This is a genomic window from Phenylobacterium sp. (genome assembly GCF_016124325.1).
GTDB lineage: Bacteria > Pseudomonadota > Alphaproteobacteria > Caulobacterales > Caulobacteraceae > Phenylobacterium.
This window is the reverse complement of record NZ_WGNY01000019.1, coordinates 131,424-147,292: the sequence shown is the minus strand read 5'-3', so window position 1 is coordinate 147,292 and position 15,869 is coordinate 131,424. Positions and strand designations below refer to the sequence as shown.

14 protein-coding genes are annotated in these 15,869 nt (G+C 64.8%); 5 read left to right on the top strand and 9 right to left on the bottom strand.

Annotated elements, in window-relative coordinates; all coding sequences use genetic code 11:
* Positions 1 to 16: 16 nt before the first annotated feature.
* The gene (locus tag GC203_RS11510) at positions 17 to 259 is read right to left on the bottom strand and encodes an acyl carrier protein (protein WP_293454382.1); all 243 of its coding nucleotides are present in this window, start codon (positions 257 to 259) and stop codon (positions 17 to 19) included.
* A gap of 360 nt (positions 260 to 619) precedes the next feature.
* Here GC203_RS11510 and GC203_RS11505 point away from each other — a divergent pair, with 360 nt between their 5' ends.
* The 3 genes from GC203_RS11505 to GC203_RS11495 all read left to right on the top strand — a co-directional run bounded on the left by GC203_RS11505 (position 620) and on the right by GC203_RS11495 (position 4,373).
* On the top strand, positions 620 to 1,822 hold the full coding sequence (locus GC203_RS11505; RefSeq protein ID WP_293454380.1) for an acyltransferase: 1,203 nt from the start codon (positions 620 to 622) through the stop codon (positions 1,820 to 1,822).
* Positions 1,823 to 1,945: 123 nt separating this feature from the next.
* Positions 1,946 to 3,379, top strand: a complete 1,434-nt coding sequence (locus tag GC203_RS11500) for an oligosaccharide flippase family protein (protein ID WP_293454378.1) — start codon at positions 1,946 to 1,948, stop codon at positions 3,377 to 3,379.
* Positions 3,380 to 3,404: 25 nt separating this feature from the next.
* On the top strand, positions 3,405 to 4,373 hold the full coding sequence (locus GC203_RS11495; protein WP_293454375.1) for a glycosyltransferase family 2 protein: 969 nt from the start codon (positions 3,405 to 3,407) through the stop codon (positions 4,371 to 4,373).
* Between the two features lie 136 nt (positions 4,374 to 4,509).
* On the opposite strand, the gene epsI is transcribed toward GC203_RS11495, so the two are convergent.
* The 6 genes from epsI to GC203_RS11465 are packed head-to-tail and all read right to left on the bottom strand — an operon-like array spanning position 4,510 to position 10,229.
* Positions 4,510 to 5,205 (bottom strand): exosortase-associated protein EpsI, V-type, encoded by a 696-nt coding sequence (gene epsI / locus GC203_RS11490; RefSeq protein ID WP_293454374.1) that lies wholly within the window; start codon positions 5,203 to 5,205, stop codon positions 4,510 to 4,512.
* Complete coding sequence (xrtV, locus tag GC203_RS11485; RefSeq protein WP_293454373.1) at positions 5,202 to 6,083, bottom strand: exosortase V; 882 nt, start codon at positions 6,081 to 6,083, stop codon at positions 5,202 to 5,204. Before xrtV ends, epsI begins: the two co-directional genes overlap by 4 nt.
* Position 6,084: 1 nt before the next feature.
* Positions 6,085 to 6,729, bottom strand: coding sequence for a CpsD/CapB family tyrosine-protein kinase (locus GC203_RS11480; protein ID WP_293454370.1), 645 nt, complete (start codon positions 6,727 to 6,729; stop codon positions 6,085 to 6,087).
* 41 nt (positions 6,730 to 6,770) lie between these two features.
* Positions 6,771 to 8,117 (bottom strand): Wzz/FepE/Etk N-terminal domain-containing protein, encoded by a 1,347-nt coding sequence (locus GC203_RS11475; protein ID WP_293454368.1) that lies wholly within the window; start codon positions 8,115 to 8,117, stop codon positions 6,771 to 6,773.
* A 22-nt stretch (positions 8,118 to 8,139) separates the two neighbouring features.
* Positions 8,140 to 8,976, bottom strand: a complete 837-nt coding sequence (locus tag GC203_RS11470; RefSeq protein WP_293454366.1) for a polysaccharide biosynthesis/export family protein — start codon at positions 8,974 to 8,976, stop codon at positions 8,140 to 8,142.
* 14 nt (positions 8,977 to 8,990) lie between these two features.
* Positions 8,991 to 10,229, bottom strand: a complete 1,239-nt coding sequence (locus GC203_RS11465; protein ID WP_293454364.1) for a hypothetical protein — start codon at positions 10,227 to 10,229, stop codon at positions 8,991 to 8,993.
* A gap of 270 nt (positions 10,230 to 10,499) precedes the next feature.
* Here GC203_RS11465 and GC203_RS11460 point away from each other — a divergent pair, with 270 nt between their 5' ends.
* The gene (locus tag GC203_RS11460; RefSeq protein WP_293454362.1) at positions 10,500 to 12,071 is read left to right on the top strand and encodes an O-antigen ligase family protein; all 1,572 of its coding nucleotides are present in this window, start codon (positions 10,500 to 10,502) and stop codon (positions 12,069 to 12,071) included.
* Between the two features lie 72 nt (positions 12,072 to 12,143).
* Positions 12,144 to 13,226: an acyltransferase gene (locus tag GC203_RS11455; RefSeq protein ID WP_293454360.1), complete on the top strand. Its 1,083-nt coding sequence runs from the start codon at positions 12,144 to 12,146 to the stop codon at positions 13,224 to 13,226.
* 423 nt (positions 13,227 to 13,649) lie between these two features.
* Here the strand turns inward: GC203_RS11455 and GC203_RS11450 are convergent, their stop codons facing one another.
* Positions 13,650 to 14,294 carry a hypothetical protein gene (locus tag GC203_RS11450; protein WP_293454359.1) on the bottom strand — a complete coding sequence of 215 codons (645 nt, stop codon included), beginning with the start codon at positions 14,292 to 14,294 and terminating at the stop codon, positions 13,650 to 13,652.
* Entirely contained in the window at positions 14,291 to 15,670 is a 1,380-nt protein-coding gene (locus GC203_RS11445; RefSeq protein WP_293454357.1) for a hypothetical protein, read from the bottom strand. The genes GC203_RS11450 and GC203_RS11445 overlap by 4 nt, the downstream gene beginning before the upstream one ends.
* Between the last annotated feature and the right edge of the window lie 199 nt (positions 15,671 to 15,869).

The following is a 15,869-nucleotide window of genomic DNA, read 5'->3' as shown; positions in this document are numbered from 1 at the left end:
GCCTCCCGAGAACCGCTCAGGCCGCTCGCGCTTCGATCAGATTCACGAGATCGCCGACCGTCTTGAGGCCTTCGATCTCGGAGTTCTTGAACTTGAGTCCGAAGTGGCGCTCGACCGCCACGACCAGGCGCACATGGCTGAGGCTGTCCCACTCCTCCACATCCTCGGCGGTCGTTTCAGGCGTCAGCTCGAGCTCATCGATGTCGAGCACGTCGATCATAATCTCGCGAAGCTGCTGCAGAATCGCGTCAGCGGACATGAAGCTCACCATTCGTCAGAATTGCCGACGCCTTCCAGTTTCTGCGGCGCCCTCGGACCGTTATACTCCCGCCCGTAAATGACAGGTTTCATGCGCCGCCGGATCGGAACTCCAGGTCTCGGCGGTCGGACCGGTCGCGTCAGGTTGCGCACCGCCCCAAAGCGCGAGGCCACTGGTATGCCACAACACCTCGGGCGGACTCTGTCTATAGCATGGCCATCGGCGATCAAGCACCGAGGGGCGACCAGCCCCACGAGGCGGGCATTTTTCCTGCCCTCCAGGCGCTGATCGTTGCACGCATCTTGCAGGCTGCTAGCCTGCCGAAATCCGCGCGAGACAAAGCGAGCTGGGAGTGAGTGCGTGAATGCAACCGGAGCCTCGTCCGAGGCCGTCGCCCTGCCCGCGGCAGGCGAACGCGCCGCGCCCTATCCGGCCCAGATCGACTCGTTGACCTCCCTTCGCTTCCTGGCGGCGTCGTGGGTCGTATTCTTCCATCTCCGCGAATACACCCATTCGATCGCGGTCCTGAACTCCCCGATGATGACGTTCGGCTATCTCGGCGTGGACTTCTTCTTCGTGCTTTCCGGCTTCGTCTTGACGCACGTCTACAAGCGCGACGTCGACGCCGGCCGCTTCAACTATTGGGGCTTCATCTCCAAGCGCTTCGGTCGAATCTACCCCATGCATTTAGCGACGCTCGCCGCCTTCATCGTGCTGGGCGCGGTGTCGAGCAGGCTCGGGTTCGCCTACAGCATCTGGGATCCATCGGCGCCGTTTCAGATGGAGCGCGGCGCGTTCTTTCGCGGCCTCATCACCCATCTCACGCTGATTCAAGCGTGGGGCTCCACCGATGGCCTTTTGTTCAACCTTCCGTCCTGGTCGATCAGTGCGGAATGGTTCGCCTACCTCATCTTCCCCATCTACATGCTGGTGTTCCGCAGGTTCCGCGTCGGGCCGCTGATCCAGCTCGCGGCAGCCGCCCTGATCTTTGTAGTGATGGCTGCCGTATGCAACGTGGGCATGCGCCTCAACCTCACCGCTATGACGTGGAACGTCGGCATCCTCCGCATCTTTCCTGAGTTCCTGTTGGGCGTGGGCCTCTACAATTTCGGTCAGCGTTGGTCGGCGGGCGCCTTGGGCGCGCGGATCGGCTTCGGGCTGAGCGGCGTGCTCGTCCTGCTCGCTTTATTTGCAGCGGGCGCCGATGAGCGCCTTGTAGGCGCCTCGACCGCGGTGGCGGTGCTCGGCCTCGCCGGCCTCGTCCTGTTCGCTGCGGACGCCACCCGCGCCGGCGCCTTCCGAATGATGTCCGCGCCGTTCTTGGTCCTTCTCGGAGAGATCTCCTATTCGGTCTACATGCTTCATCTGCTCGTCGGCATCGTCGTGTTCGACCTCGTGACGCCGGCCTTCCGGCCGGCGAGCGCGGTCGGCGCGATCGCTGCCATCTGCGGCATGCTGGCTCTGATCACCTTCTTGTCGTGGCTGAGCTATCGATTGATCGAGGTGCCGGGGCGGCGTGCGGTCGTCGGCTGGGCCCGCCAGCTGGACCGGCCGGCCGAGTAGTTTCCGCGTTCCGCTGGAGGCCGCACCCGCGGCCCCTACATTCCAGACGCTCCGCGGTCGTTCCGACGCGATTCGCGAAGCGTTCAGCATTCGTCTGAGATCATCCGCCGCGTGCAAAAGGGCATGAAATCCTACTTCGCGGCGTCCGTGGTCAGTCAGATCGCAGCGCTTCTCCGTTTCATCGTGCTGAGTCGCGTGGTGGGGCCGAGCGAGCTCGGCCTGGTCACGCTGCTGATCCTCACCTCGCAGTTCTTCGAGCTGGTCACCGACGCGGCCAGCGACCGGTTCATCATCCAGGACCCTGATGGCGACGCGCCCCGGCTGCAGCAGGTCGTGCAGTCCGCGATGTTCGCGCGCGGGCTTGTGATCGCCGCGGGTCTTGTCCTCAGCGCTCGCATGGTGGCCGGCCTCGTCGACGCGCCGGAGATCGCGCCGGCGCTCATGGCGATGGCTCTGACCCCGCTGATCGGCGGCCTAGTGCATATGGACGTCTATCGGGCCCAGCGCGCTAACGAGTTCCGTCCGGCGAGCATCCTCATCGCCTCCAGCGAGGTTGCCGGGCTGGTCGGTACAGCGGTTGCGGCCCTGCTGCTGCGCGACCATACCGCCATCATCTATGGGCTGGTCCTCAGGGCGGCCACGCTCGTGGGCGTCTCTCATCTCCTGGCCAAGCGCCGGTATGCGTGGGGGTTTTCCCGGGCCGAAGCACACCGCTTCATCGCCTTCGCCGTCCCCTTGTTCTTCAACGGCCTGCTGCTGTTCCTGGGCACCCAGGGAGATCGGATCCTGGTCAGCGGCCTCGGCAAGGAGGTTCTCGGCCGATACAGCGCCAGCCAGCTCCTCATCTTCTATCCGGCGGCGATCCTGCTGCGCTTCATGGTCAACACCCACCTTCCGGGACTGGCGGGCCGAAGGGACGAGCCGGCCGCCTTCTTCCAGGCGACGGAAAAGCTAGCCGGTCGCACCGCCCTGCTTTGCATCGGCATGGCGCTCGGTTTCGCTGTGGTCGGTCCGTTCGCCGCACCGCTGCTCTTCGGCAAGGCGTTCCAGCAGCTGCCGATCGTGTTCGCGTTGCTCGCGACGCTGCAGACGATCCGAACGGTGAGGCTCTGGCCGTCGACCGTGGCCCTCGCGCTCGGCCGCAGCACCTTGGCGGCGGCCGACAACGCAGCGCGGCTGATCGCTCTGCCAGTGGCCTTCGCGGTAAACCAGGCTCACCCTGGCCTCATCTCGATACTGGCCGGCTTTGTCGTGGGCGAGATCACCGCCCTCGTCGCGACGATGTTGCTGGTCAACAGAGCGTCGGGCATGCCGAACAGATCCGGCGTGATCCGCGTGATGCTCTATGTGACGGTTTGCGCGCTGATAATCGGCGTGTCCTGGGCGGCGGAGCAAGGACGCGTCCTTTGGACAGGCCTGACGGCGCTTGGGGCGACGGCGCCGCTCGCAGCGTTGCTCTACAAGGAACGCCTCATCCTATCGGAGGCCGTCGAAGCGGCCAGCAGATTAGTCGCGCGGGGTGGTCGGGCAAACACCGGCGGAAAGTCCCCGTCATGAGCGAGAGGGAGGGCCTGCTTTGCGTGTGAGCGTGGTGATCGTCACATTCCGCAATGCCGATGACCCTTTACGGTGCCTCGAGGCGCTCGCGCGCTCGACCCACCGCGATTTCGACGTCTGCCTGGTCGAGAATGGAGGGCAAGAGGCCCATGCCGCCCTCGCCCAGCGGCTCCCGGCCACATTGCCGGGCGGCCAAAGCGTCCGGCTCGTGCTGGCGCCAGGGAACCTCGGCTTCGCCGCGGGCGTCAATCTCGGCATGGCGTCCACGCCCGACGCGGAAGCGTGGTGGATTCTCAACCCTGACACGCAGCCGGAACCTGAGGCGCTGGCGGCGATGGTCGATCGGCTCGATCGCGGAGATTGCGGCGCGGTGGGCTGCACGCTCTTCCGCGAGGACGGGCGGATCCAGTCTTACGGCGGCGCCTGGCGTCGCTGGTTGGCCCGTCCGATCTCGCTCGGCAAGGGGCGCGACGCCGACGCCGCGATCGACGCGCAATGGGTCGAGCGGTCCCAGAACTATCTGAACGGTGCCTCCATCCTCGTGAGCCGCACGTTCCTCGACGCGGTCGGACCGATGAAGGAGGACTACTTTCTCTACTGCGAGGAATCAGAATGGTTCCTGCGCGAATCTGCGCGCCGCATTGGCATCGGGTTCGCGCCGGGCGCCCGTGTCCAGCATGCGCAGGGCACCACCACAGGCGCAGGCGCGGCCATTCGCGCTCAGCCCCGGATGCCCATCTACCTCAACGAGCGCAACAAGATCCTCCTGACGAAGGACCGGTATCCCCTGCTGCTGCCTATCGCGGCGCTCGCCGTGTTGGCGCATCTGTTCGCGCGGTATGTGCGCCAACGAGCGTGGCTCCAGTTCGGGTACGGGCTCGAGGGGTGGCTGGCCGGCCTCGTCGGCGAGCGCGGACCGCCCTCGCGATTACGCCGTTCCGCCCGCTCGGCACGCTGCGATCCCCGGAATCTCGAGCGCGATCCGCAAGAATAAGCGCCGGCTTTGCGATCAGATCGAGCTCGCGCTCCTGGCTCAGAGCCGTCTTGTCCCGTTCAAACGATTTCATTCGAACGGGAAGTCCTCAGGGTGTTGCGGCGGCTTAATCGGGGCGGGCGGCGCCCCGTCCGGCTCACGCCGTCTTCAATGCGGCTGATAGTGCGCTTCCGATCATCGCCGGGCGCTGAGCGGCCGCCACGTGCTTCATGAACGGCGGAATGAATTGCATCAGCCGTTCGAACGAGCGCTGGCTGTCTCCCAACATCGAAACGCGGACCAGGATGCCGTCGGCCACAAAGCCATGCAGGGCGTTCGAGAACCTGGCCTCCTGCTGCTCCTTCGCGCTCTGGGGCAGTTGCTCGCCCATCCGGGTCCAGTAGACGATGTTTTCGGTCCGGCTCTGCGTGGTCGCGACCACCTGGCGGACTGGTATGAACAGCCCATTGCCGAGGGGCGCCTCTGCGGGCGTCGAGGAAACGACATCGAAGCCCACGGCGGCGTAGCAGATCTCGGGCCGGTGGACCTGGAGCAGGTCGCTTTGGGTGTCGCCATAGGCGGCGAGCAGCATGACCGCATCACCCGCCGCCGTGTCATAGTAGATTCGTGACACGATCTCCTTGTAGAGCGCCCGCGCGAGCTTCCCGGCCTGCTCAGGGGTGACAATCCCTTGTCCGGTATCGGCGACCCAGGATCCGAACTTCTTGGGCATACTGGCGTCGAGCGTGCCGCCCTTCAGGAGGATCAGGCGCCGACGCGGCCGCAGCGCTTCGGCAACCGCTGCGGCGCCCAGGCCCAGGCCGGCGAGCGCGAGGTGACGACGACTGATCATCGCACGACCGCTCGCTCACGGAAGGCAAATCGCCCGATTCCGTTGTCGATGAGGAACATCAGTCCGAGAGAGAGGCCGAACAGGAACAGTCCCGCCGTGATGTGAAGGAAACCCTGCCCGACCGAGTCGCCCATGAAATAGGTCAGCAGGATGAGCGTCACGATCCGTAGGACGTTGGCGAGGATCGCCACGGGAACGATGAGCGCCGTGAGGAACAGTGAATAGCGCCAGCCGGCGCCGCGCAGCAGGTAGACGTAGAACAGGGTCACCGCGATGAGCCCAACAAGCGAGTTCAGCCCGGAGCAGGCGTCCTCCACCAAGAGCTGGTAGGGCCCCACCGTCATCGTCACGCCTTCGCGGATGATGGGCAGCCCAAGCGGATCGACGACTGCCGTCGCGAGATACGAAACGAGGAGTTTCAGCGGCGCCGTGACCCGATCGAGGATCCAACCGGGAATCGGCAGCGCGAAAGCCAGGTAGAAGAGCGGAAACCAGCTCCGCATCAGCGTGCGCAGGCCGAACCGGTCATACAGTAGCGCCAAGGCGAATCCATAGAAGCCGCCAGCCTCGATGCTCAGGAAATCGTAGGCGCGGCCGAACACATAGGCCGCGAGGGAAAACGCCGAGACGGGAATGGTGATGCGCAAGTCGCCGCGACGGCCTTCCTCGCACATGGCGTCCCACCGTCGGGACAGCAGCCAAGCGCCCGTCATCAGCACGATCGGGCCGTGGGCGCCTATCTCTTTGGTCCAGGACTGTTCGCCAAGCCGAATGAGCGTCGGAATGCCAAGGACGAGCAACGCCAGTATGACGGGCGAATACCTGACCATGCCGCTTAGGCCGGCAATCGGCGGCTGGCTATCTTGAAGTGCGGCCATTCTACGCCTCGTTCAGCACCGTACCGACGAGTTCCACGCCATCCTCCCACATCTGGGCCGCAAGCGCCTTCACGTCACTCGTCAGCGTCACGTCGCTGCGCACGACTATCATTGCATACCCTACCAGCGTGTTCACGCGGCGTGCGTCGGCATAGTCGTTGGAAGGCGCAGTATCGAAGATGGTGATGTCGTAGTCGCGAAGACAGTCATCGACGAGCCCCTTGAATACGCCGGCGCCAAGCAGCTCCTGCGCATGTTCTTCGGCGCCGCCGGCGTAGATGATCGACAGTCCCGGCAGGACGTCATTGTGTACGAAGTTCTGCGATGTCGGGCCGTCCGCCTGCAGGATCTGTTTCACGCCGATCGTGTTCGGCGGCGGTCGGATGTAATCCTGCACGCCGGGCGCACGAAGGTTGGCGTCCACGAGCAGGGTGGACAGCCCCACCTGGGCCAGCGCAACAGCGAGATTCACGGCGACAAAGGTGCAGCCCGCGCCGGTCGTCGGCGCGCATAGGGCGAGACCACGACGGCCGCCCTTAATGTGCCGCGCGGTCACATGGGTACGGATCGTGCGGATCGCTTCCGCCTCGAGCGGCCGGGACTCCGACAACACGACGACGTCGGACGACACCATGTAGCCGTCCATGGGCTGCGGTGCGGCCGCTTCCGCCTGGGCTTGAGATCCGCTCACGCCTCGGCTCGCTTCAAAGGCGGCGCGGCCACCCGACGCGTAATCCGCCGCCCGGTCGCGACGCGTTGCTGCGGCGTGCGGCGAACGATGGCCAGCACGGGCGCGTCCACGAGCGATTCAAGGTCTTCCTTGCAGCGGACCCGCCGCGCGAGGATCTCGAGCGCGAGCGCGAGCACGATGCCGCCGCCCAGGCCGCCGGCCAGCGCGCCTCCCAGCACGAGCGGCTTGTTCGGAAACACGGCCTTCTGCGGTGTGATCGCATTCCCGAGTGTCGTCACGCCGGCTTCGACGACCTCCGCTTCCTGGTGGAGCTCGGCCGCGCGGCTTGCCGACTTGTTGTACTGATCACGCAGCAGATTCACGTTGTCCTGCAGCAGCTTCAGCTTCTCGACCTTCTCGCGCTGCGCCATCACCTTGGCTTTCTGCGCGTCCAGCAGGCCGGCGGTCGAACGCATGGCGCTCGCTGCTATGCTGGCGGCCTGCGACGCCGCCACGCGGTCCTTGTCGATCTGTTGGATCAGGAGCTCGCGCTTCCGCTTCAGATCGATGATTTGCGGGTGGTTCGGCCCGAGCATCTTTGAGGCCTGGGCGAGGTCAGCTTCGACCTGTGCAAGTTCCAGCTGGGCGGCCGTGGACCCCATCGGAGCCTGGGTCAGGACGGGCGTGGCCGCCTGGCTGGCGAGGGCGGCCAGGCGGGCCGTATCCACGTCGGTCTGGTCATCCTGCAAAAGGACGCCGTTCTCACGCTCGAACTGCGCCTTGGCCGCCTCTGCGTCGGCGAGCGCCGCCCTGGTCTTCGCCGCCTGGTCGTCGTACCAGCTGGCGTTCCGGCTGGCGCTGTTGCGGCGATCCTCGAGACTCGCGGCGATGTACGCCTCGCGGAGGGCGTCGGCGATGCGCCTCGCCTTCTCTGGCTCCCTGGACGTGTAGCTGATCTGGATGATGTTGCTTCCAGGAATGATTGCGGCGTCGCTGTCGTCGATGATCTTCTGGGCCGTCCAGTGGGCGAAATCGCGATCGTCGCTGGATTTCCGCTCCTGATAGGCCTTCTGCATTTCCGGATCGTCGGCCAGGTGCTGGTCGGCGACGACGCGTCCCGCGACGCCGAAGTCCTTAATGAGCTCGGTCTGGTTGCTCATGTAGGCGCGGAGGAACGGAGACGACAGAATCTGCCCCGTGACCGGATCGGGCTTGATCACGTCGAGGATCACCCGTGTCTCCGCCTTGTAGCGCGGCGGAACCACGAGGATGACCAGGACGCCCAGGGTGAGCACGGCCACGGTCGTCATGACCGTGACCCACCGCCTTGCCCAGAGTATTCTGAAGAACTGAAAGATACTCATCGCTCGTCTCCGGGAGCGGCCGTCAAAACAGCCGCTCCTTCACATAGATCACGTCGCCCGGCAGTATATTGTCGCCGAGTTCGATCTTCATTTTCTTACCCGCGCGATTGACGGTGAGGCCGTGATCCGTGCCGGATTCAGTGAGGCCGCCGCCGCTGGCGATCGCTTGTCGAGCCGTCATGTGGCTGGTCACTGGATAGCCGCCGGGTGAATTGACCTGTCCGTAGATGTAGAACAGCTCGGCGTTGGGCACGTAGATCTTGTCGCCCGCGGCCACGAGCGGGTCCTGTTCCAGGCCGCCCGTGGCGATGTCGCGAACGAGAATCCGCCGCTCGTCGCCCTTTTCGGACCGAACCGTGACATAGTCGGCCGCGCCGTCGCGCACGCCGCCGACCCGGGCCAGGATTTCCGAGAGATGGTAGGGACGGTTGATCGGCACGAGGCCTGGGCTATTGACCGCGCCGAGCACCACCACATAGCGGCTCGCGTAGCCGACGACCTCGACGCTGACGATCGGATTCGAGAAGAAGCCGCCGTCCTTTAGCTGCTTGGCGATGTCGTCGGCGACTTCCTCGGTGGTGCGATCCGCGGCGGCAACCTTGCCGATGAGCGGAAGCTGGATCTGCCCATCGGCCTGGACCCGGACGCGAGCGTTGAAGCCGCCGGTGCCCACAAGGCTGACTTCGATCGTATCGTCGCGTCCGAGCACATACGCGCTGGACGCGCCTTCGGCGACCGTCGGGCCCGAAGGAGCCGACTGTGCGGTCGCCTGCTGAGCCTGCGCCGTCTGCGCGACCAAGCTGAGGAAGACCGCGGCGCAGAACGTCGCCAGAAGCGCCACAAACCTGTCGATCCGCATTTCGTTTCCTGCCGTCAGAATTGAGCCTCGAGGGTCATCATCGCCCGCGTATCACGATAGTCGTAAGCGGACTTATCGGTATTTCGGTCGTCCTGTCGCAATTCCAGTGCCAAAGAACCCAGCTTCGCGCGCTGATACCGGATCGATCCGTAGATCGAGTCAGTCCGCGCCTTCGTGTAGATCAGGAACGAACTGGACCCGTCGGTGTTCGATGCAAGATCGTCCCGGCTCGCGCCCAATGTTATGAGGAGACGGGTGCCGAGATTGTGGCGAAGTTCGATCTCGGAGCGGGTCTCTTTATCGTACAGTTTGCCCACCGTATTCGACGGCTTGACCGAGCGCTCCGCGCTGACCTCGAGCTGGGTCCGGGACGTGAACTTGTAGATCATGTCGCCACTATAGGTCGTGGAGGAGAACTTCGGCTTCACGCCGTTTGGCGGAGCGCCTCTCTTCAGCCGCGTGAGCGCAACCGATCCAGCGACATTCAGCTTGCTTCCGATCGTCTTCTGATACTCGACGCCTACGTTGCGGATGATGACCGTCTCGCCGAGACCGAGCGCTGAAAGCTGCAGCGTCTGACGGTTCGGATATCGCGACTCCACGTAGCTGCCCTGAACCGCGATCGTGCCCAGCCCCTTGTTCTGGTAGCGGACCGCCGCCTGCAAAGTGTCGGTGGTCGAGTTCGCTTCCTTGATGGTGGTCGCGCTGTTGCGCGCCCAGGATCGATTCGCGCTCAACGACCCGCCGAAGCCCACCGGCCGGCCGCAGTTCACCTGGGCTCCGACCGAACGGGTGGTGCGCAGATTCTTCACGATCGGTCCGACAATGTCGCCCAGTTCGGACTGCGAAACGGAATACGTGCCGGTGCCCGCCACCTGGCAGGATCCCAGGTTCGACACGCCGCCGCCGCTCACGTTGATGGTCCGGCTGTCGAGCCGGGTGTTATTCTTGTGAAACAGGTATCCACCGTCCGCGTTGACGAAGAGGGCGTTGCGCCCTAAGGGCTGAAGCACCCTCACCTGCACGACGGGCCGCACCGTCCAGTCGTTGCGCTCAATGCCCCGGCTGGCCGCCGTCGCAGCGTCGGTCTGAGCGATGTTCGTGTGGTGCTCGGTGATTACCCCGACACGCGTTTGGATCTCACGCTTCGACTTGGCGGCGGGCAGTTGCACCGATCCGGCGTCTTGAGCGGCCGCAGACGTGAAAGCGCCCATGCCGAACAAAATCGGCAGGGCGAGCATCGCCGTCCGCATTCAATTCCCTCCACTGTTCCCGGTTTTCCTAACCCGCCGACATCAGGTAGCACCCTGCGCGCAAGCGCGAAGTTATCACAACCGCGCTGTCGAGGAAGGACACCACCTGATAGCTTCAAACGTCCAAGGGCGTAGCAGATGAGTCTTAAGCGAAATGACCAGAAAGCGCAGCGCAAGCCGCCGCGGCGTTTTGCTTTGCCGCGCTTTCCGAAGCGGCGCAGCCAGCAGACCGCAGGCGAGGAGGACGCCTCGAGACGGCCAGCCTCGAGGATGGGACCCACCGACGCCTTGACGCCCTTCTACCGGCGGCGGACGGAGACTCCACGCCTCAAGCTGCTCGCCTATGTGGCGCTGTTCGCCGCCAGCGTGGCGTACGGCGCGGCGTTCGCGTATGGCGCGCCGCACTATGTCGTCGTCTTCGCCCTTCCCGTGGCGATCATCATCGTGCTCGGGATCTGGGCCTTGCCTTCGGGCGACTATGCGCCGGTAGGCGTGATTCCGTGGCTGTTCTTCGGGTACTTCGCCGCGTTGATCCTATGGCCGATCTACCTGGCCATCGCGCTGCCCGGCCTTCCGTGGATCACCCCCCTGCGCCTGACAGGCGTGCCGCTCCTGCTGGTGATGTTGATCTGCGCTTCGGTGTCGAGCGACTTTCGAAGGCAGGTCGGCGAAGTTCTGAAGGCCGATCCTTGGATCATTCGCTGCCTGCTGGGCTTCGTCCTGTTGGAGGGACTGTCCCTCATGTTCTCGCGGACGCCGGGCACATCGGTGAACCGCTTCATCACTTCACAGATCAACTGGACGGGCATCTTCTTCGCTGCGTGCTACATCTTCCGAAAGCCGGGGGCGGCGTCCGCATGGGCCAAGCTGCTACTCAGCGCCGGCCTGCTCCTGTGCGTCCTAGGCGTCTGGGAATCGCGCGCCGGCGCGGTCCTCTGGGCCAACCACATCCCGTCGTTCCTGCGCATCGAGGACGAATCGGTGCTGAAGGCGTTGGCGGGAGTGCAGCGCGCCTATGGCGGGTTCCATCGGGTCCAAGCGACCGCGGGCACTCCTCTTGGTTTCGCCGAGTATCTCGGGCTGACCATGCCATTCGCCATGCACTTCGCGCTGAATTCGAGATCGATCGCCTTCCGGATCATTTCCGGAACCTACGTCCCGCTCGCGATCTACGTGATCATCCTCACCGATTCGCGGCTGGGCATCGTGGCGAGCCTTGTCTCGGCCATGCTTTATCTTTTGCTCTGGTCGATCCGGCGGTGGCGGATGGCATCGTCCAGCATCCTGGGGCCGGCGTTGGTCCTTGCCTATCCGGCGATCTTCCTCACCGGCATCGCGGCTACTTTCCTAGTAGGTCGTTTGCGCAAGAGCGTCTGGGGCGGCGGAGCGCAACAGGCGAGCACCGACAGCCGCAAAGACCAGTGGGCCATGGCTATCCCGAAGATCCTGCATCAACCCATGGGTCATGGCCAGGGACGCGGCGGTCAGACACTCGGCTACGTCGCGGCCGACGGCTCGCTCACCATCGACTCGTACTATCTTACTCTGCTTCTGGAGTTCGGCGTTCTGGGTTTCGCCCTGTACATGGCGCTCTTCCTGCGCACGTCCTGGACAGGCGGTGTTAACGCGTTCAGCGCCAAAACCGACAACGACCTGCTACTCTTGATGCCGCTCTCCGTGGCTCTCTTCGACTTTGTGGTGGTGAAGGCGGTGTTAAGTCAGGACCACAATCATCCGCTGGTGTTCATGATGTTGGGCGCCACCCTGGCTCTTGTCTATCGCTCAAAGATTGCCAATGCCGAGACCGAGAAGCTTGCGATCCGTCGAGCGGTGACGAGCTGATCTGAGAGGTTCGCCGTGCCCGTGCCCTCTTCATCCCCCGCGTCCCACACCAACAACTTCGGTGCTCTGCGCTTGCTCTTCGCGAGCCTCGTGATCGTCTCCCACTCGCCGCAAATCCTCGAGGGTTCGCTCGCCAACGAGCCGCTCACGAGGCTGTTCGGCACGATCACGCTCGGTGCGTTCGCGGTCGACTTCTTCTTCGTGATCAGCGGCTACCTTATCTCCGGGAGCTATCTTTCCAGCCGCACGCTGACATCGTTCCTCCAGAAGCGCGTCCTGCGCATTTATCCAGCCTTCGTCGTCGCCTATCTCGCCAGCGTGTTCCTGGTGGGTCCTTTCGTGGGCGGGCGCCTGGATGAGCTCGGCTTCGGCGGATATCTCAAGCTGTTCGCGCGGATGTTGACGCTGGATGTTCCCCTCCTCGACGGCGCATTCGCTCGCCTGCCCGAGGCGAAGCTGAATTCGCCGATGTGGACCATCTCGTATGAGTTCCGCTGCTACCTCCTGGTGCCGGCGCTTGGCGTGCTTGGCCTCTTGCGCCGCCGCTGGCTGGCCCTGGGGCTCACAGTCGCCCTGCTCGCGGCGCATGCCGCGATCGTTCACTTTCAGCTCCAGCCCACCTGGGGCCCGCTCTCGGACCTGCCTTCGAGCAAGGCCATATTCCGCGAACCCGCGGCCATGATCCGCCTCGTGGCCATGTTCATGAGCGGGGTGTCCCTAAGGTTGTTTCGGGACGAGATCCGCTTCGACGGCCGCATCGCCGCCGGGTGCGCGGCCGGCGCCGTGCTGTTGCTCTTCGTGCCTGCGCTGGCGGAGCTGGGCCTCGCGACGCTCGGAGCGTACGCCGTGTTCTGGGTCGCGTTCACCAAGCGGCTGCCGTTCCTGCGGCACGTCAACAACGACTGGGATGTGTCTTACGGCGTCTATCTCTACGCGTGGCCGGTGGCTTGCGTGATCGCCCTCTACGCGCCGCAGATATCGCCTCTCACCCTGACCTGCGTCACCTTCGTCGTGGTGTGTGGACTGGCGGCCCTGAGTTGGCGTCTCGTCGAGGAACCGTGTCTTAAACTGAAGCGTCGCGGCGTGGCGCGGGCCGTGGCAAGGCCGGATGTCGGCGGCGAGACCGCAGTGCCCGAGGGCAGAACCCCTCAATAGGAGCCACCGAGCCGTCATGACCGCGTTCATACTGCCGGGACTGATGGTCGCCGTGTTCGCGTTCGCCATCTGGGGAGTGCGTCAGGTGCGCGAGGAGCCCTCACAGGGCGATGCCGGCGAGGCCAACCCCGCTCCGGCGCCGCCAGGTCGCCGGCCTTCTCGGCAAGTTGGCCGCAGACGCCCCTAGAGTGCGCTAGGCGAAAGTGTGAGCGGCTTCGCCGCTCGAACGCGCTCTAAGCTTTGGATTCCAGAGCACGATTCAGCGGTCAGGTGACTCCACATGAGCCCATCGTGCTTTCGAACCTTCCTGGATCAAGTGGAATCACCTGATCTAAGAAAGTTCGATCTTCAAAGACTTCGAGCCCGTCCGCCGCTTGAGCCGAGACCAAGTCCCGCCGCGAACGGAATGGCGCCAGATCCCGTCTAGGATTCGATGAGGATCGCCCCGAGGACCGTCGCATTGGCGCCCGAAATGGAGCGAGCGAGGGTCGCCACGTCGTCCATGTAGCTCAGGTCACGGCGCGCTACGACGATGGCGGCCCCGACAGCGCTGACGATCTCGATCGCATGGGTCGTTCGATTGGCCGGCGGCGTGTCGATGATCGTGAACTCGAAGTTCAGCATGCAGTCGGCGACGAATGCGGAGAACCCTGCCGTCGACACGAGGTCGGCCGACCCTTTGCCGCCGGCGCCGGCGTGCACGACGGACAGTGGCGGCAGCCCGACGATGGGTTGCATCACGTCCGCCACCGACACGCGTTCGTCGGCCAGCAGGTCAGCTAAGCCGAGCGCCGTCGGGTCAGAGGAAATGAAACTGGGAAGTCCGGGCTCCTCGAGGTCGGCGTCGACCAGCACCGTCGAATAGCCCAAGGCGGCAATCGCCGTCGCAAGGCCCGCCGCGGTGAGGCTGGCGCCGTCACCCCGCGCGACGGCGCATACGGCCAAGCCCAATCCGCTGCGCTTGGATCGTAGGGTGACAAGCCGACCCGCGATCGCGTCCAGCGCTTCGATCTGTTCGCTCGTCATGGCCTTTGCCGCCGGCGGCGAGGCGGCCGGATCGGTGCTCAAGGGACGTTCGCCGGGGCGATCCCCTTGAGCGAACGCTTCCGCTCCCGACGGGGTTTGCCGCGAGCGGCCCTGGCCTTTTTCGGTCTTGCGATCCGCAGGCGTGGCGAGCGGGACGCCGCGAGCCGGAAGACACCAAGAACCGGCGCGTCGGTGGCGGCCGCCAGGTCGGTCACCCCCCGGACGCGGCGCGAGAGCAGCTCGACGAACAGCGCCAGCGTCACGCCGAGTGCGGTGCCGAAAACCGTCGTGCCGCCGAGGATCAGCCCCGGGTTCGGGAAGTAGGGATGCTCGTCGGCCTCCGCCGCGCCGACGGGCAAGCGCTCGGTCTCGGAGATGTTGGCGGCCTGCCGCAGGTCGTCGGACCGCGCGATCAGTTCGTCGTACAAGCCGCGAAGAACGGTGATTTGGTCCTGTATCTGGCGAAGCTCCGCCAGGCTCTGGGCTTGGCTTCCGACCCTGAGGCGCTGTAACTGCAGGTCCGCGTTGAGCGCCTGAGCCTGGGAAATCGCGCTCAGCATTGCGCTGTCGAGCGCCCGCCGCTCATCCGCCGCCGACAGCGCGACCGCCGCCCGCTTCTGACGGAGCGCGACGAGTTGAGGGTTATTTGGGCCTAGCGTGGCGCTCAGCTGCGCGATCTGCGCGTCGAGGGCGCTCAACCTCTGGTCGGCGAGGCCGGGTCCCGGTCGTCGCACGGCGACGGGAAGCTGCGGAATGCCGTTCAGGCGCTTGAGCTTGGCGCTTTCCAGATCCTTGGTGTCATCCTGAAGGACGATGCCGGTCTCGCGCTGAAGCCGCTCGCGCTCCGTCACCAGCGAGCCCAGTTCCGCAAGCAGCTTCCGCGCCTGGCCGTCGAACCATGCCTGGTGCTCGCGGGCGCTCTCTCGCCGCTCGTCGAGGCCCGCCTCCACGAACGCCTGTCGCAAGAGGTCGACAATGACGCGGGCCGCCTCCGGGGAATAGGATCGATAGGTGATCTCCAGCACGTTGCTTTCCGGCAGGAGATAGCCGCTCGAAGCCGAGGCGATCGTGTCTCCGGCCCACGTGCGGAGATCGCGCTCATCGTTTGCTGCCCGGTTTTCGTATTGGGCGACGTAGTCGGTGTTGGCCAACCATCCAAGGCTCTCGGCGACGCGGCCCGTCACTTGAGCGTCCTTGAGGAGATGGAGCTGGCTTTCGATGTAGGGCTCGGCGAAATCCTTCGAGATAGGAGAGCCGGTAAGCTCGTCGAGCCTGACCAGGTCGAGCACCACGCGGGCGCGCGCCATGTAGAGGCTGGGGGACGTGACGATCACGGCCACCCCTCCGGCGATCGCGCCGACGACCGAAAGCGCCACGATCAGATAGCGCGCTCTCAAGATCCGCAGCAGCTTGGCCACGAGGCCCAGGAACGTCGGGGGAAGTGAGTGGCGCACGGCGGAAGAGATAGCGTTGTCCGCGCTGCAAACAAAGAGCACGGCTGCAATATCGCCGCGATGTCGGGCCAACGTCGCCGGCATTGCTGGCGATGGTCTCGAATCCCGACCCACGCCGATTGTGTTTAAGCAACCAGAAGGCATACGTGGAATATGATGCGGA

Coding starts and splice junctions, on each gene's coding strand:
- GC203_RS11510 (WP_293454382.1), bottom strand. CDS start 259: ATGTCCGCTGACGCGATTCTGCAGCAGCTTCGCGAGATTATGATCGAC.
- GC203_RS11500 (WP_293454378.1), top strand. CDS start 1,946: ATGAAATCCTACTTCGCGGCGTCCGTGGTCAGTCAGATCGCAGCGCTT.
- epsI (WP_293454374.1), bottom strand. CDS start 5,205: ATGATCAGTCGTCGTCACCTCGCGCTCGCCGGCCTGGGCCTGGGCGCC.
- xrtV (WP_293454373.1), bottom strand. CDS start 6,083: ATGGCCGCACTTCAAGATAGCCAGCCGCCGATTGCCGGCCTAAGCGGC.
- GC203_RS11480 (WP_293454370.1), bottom strand. CDS start 6,729: ATGGACGGCTACATGGTGTCGTCCGACGTCGTCGTGTTGTCGGAGTCC.
- GC203_RS11475 (WP_293454368.1), bottom strand. CDS start 8,117: ATGAGTATCTTTCAGTTCTTCAGAATACTCTGGGCAAGGCGGTGGGTC.
- GC203_RS11470 (WP_293454366.1), bottom strand. CDS start 8,976: ATGCGGATCGACAGGTTTGTGGCGCTTCTGGCGACGTTCTGCGCCGCG.
- GC203_RS11465 (WP_293454364.1), bottom strand. CDS start 10,229: ATGCGGACGGCGATGCTCGCCCTGCCGATTTTGTTCGGCATGGGCGCT.
- GC203_RS11460 (WP_293454362.1), top strand. CDS start 10,500: ATGGGACCCACCGACGCCTTGACGCCCTTCTACCGGCGGCGGACGGAG.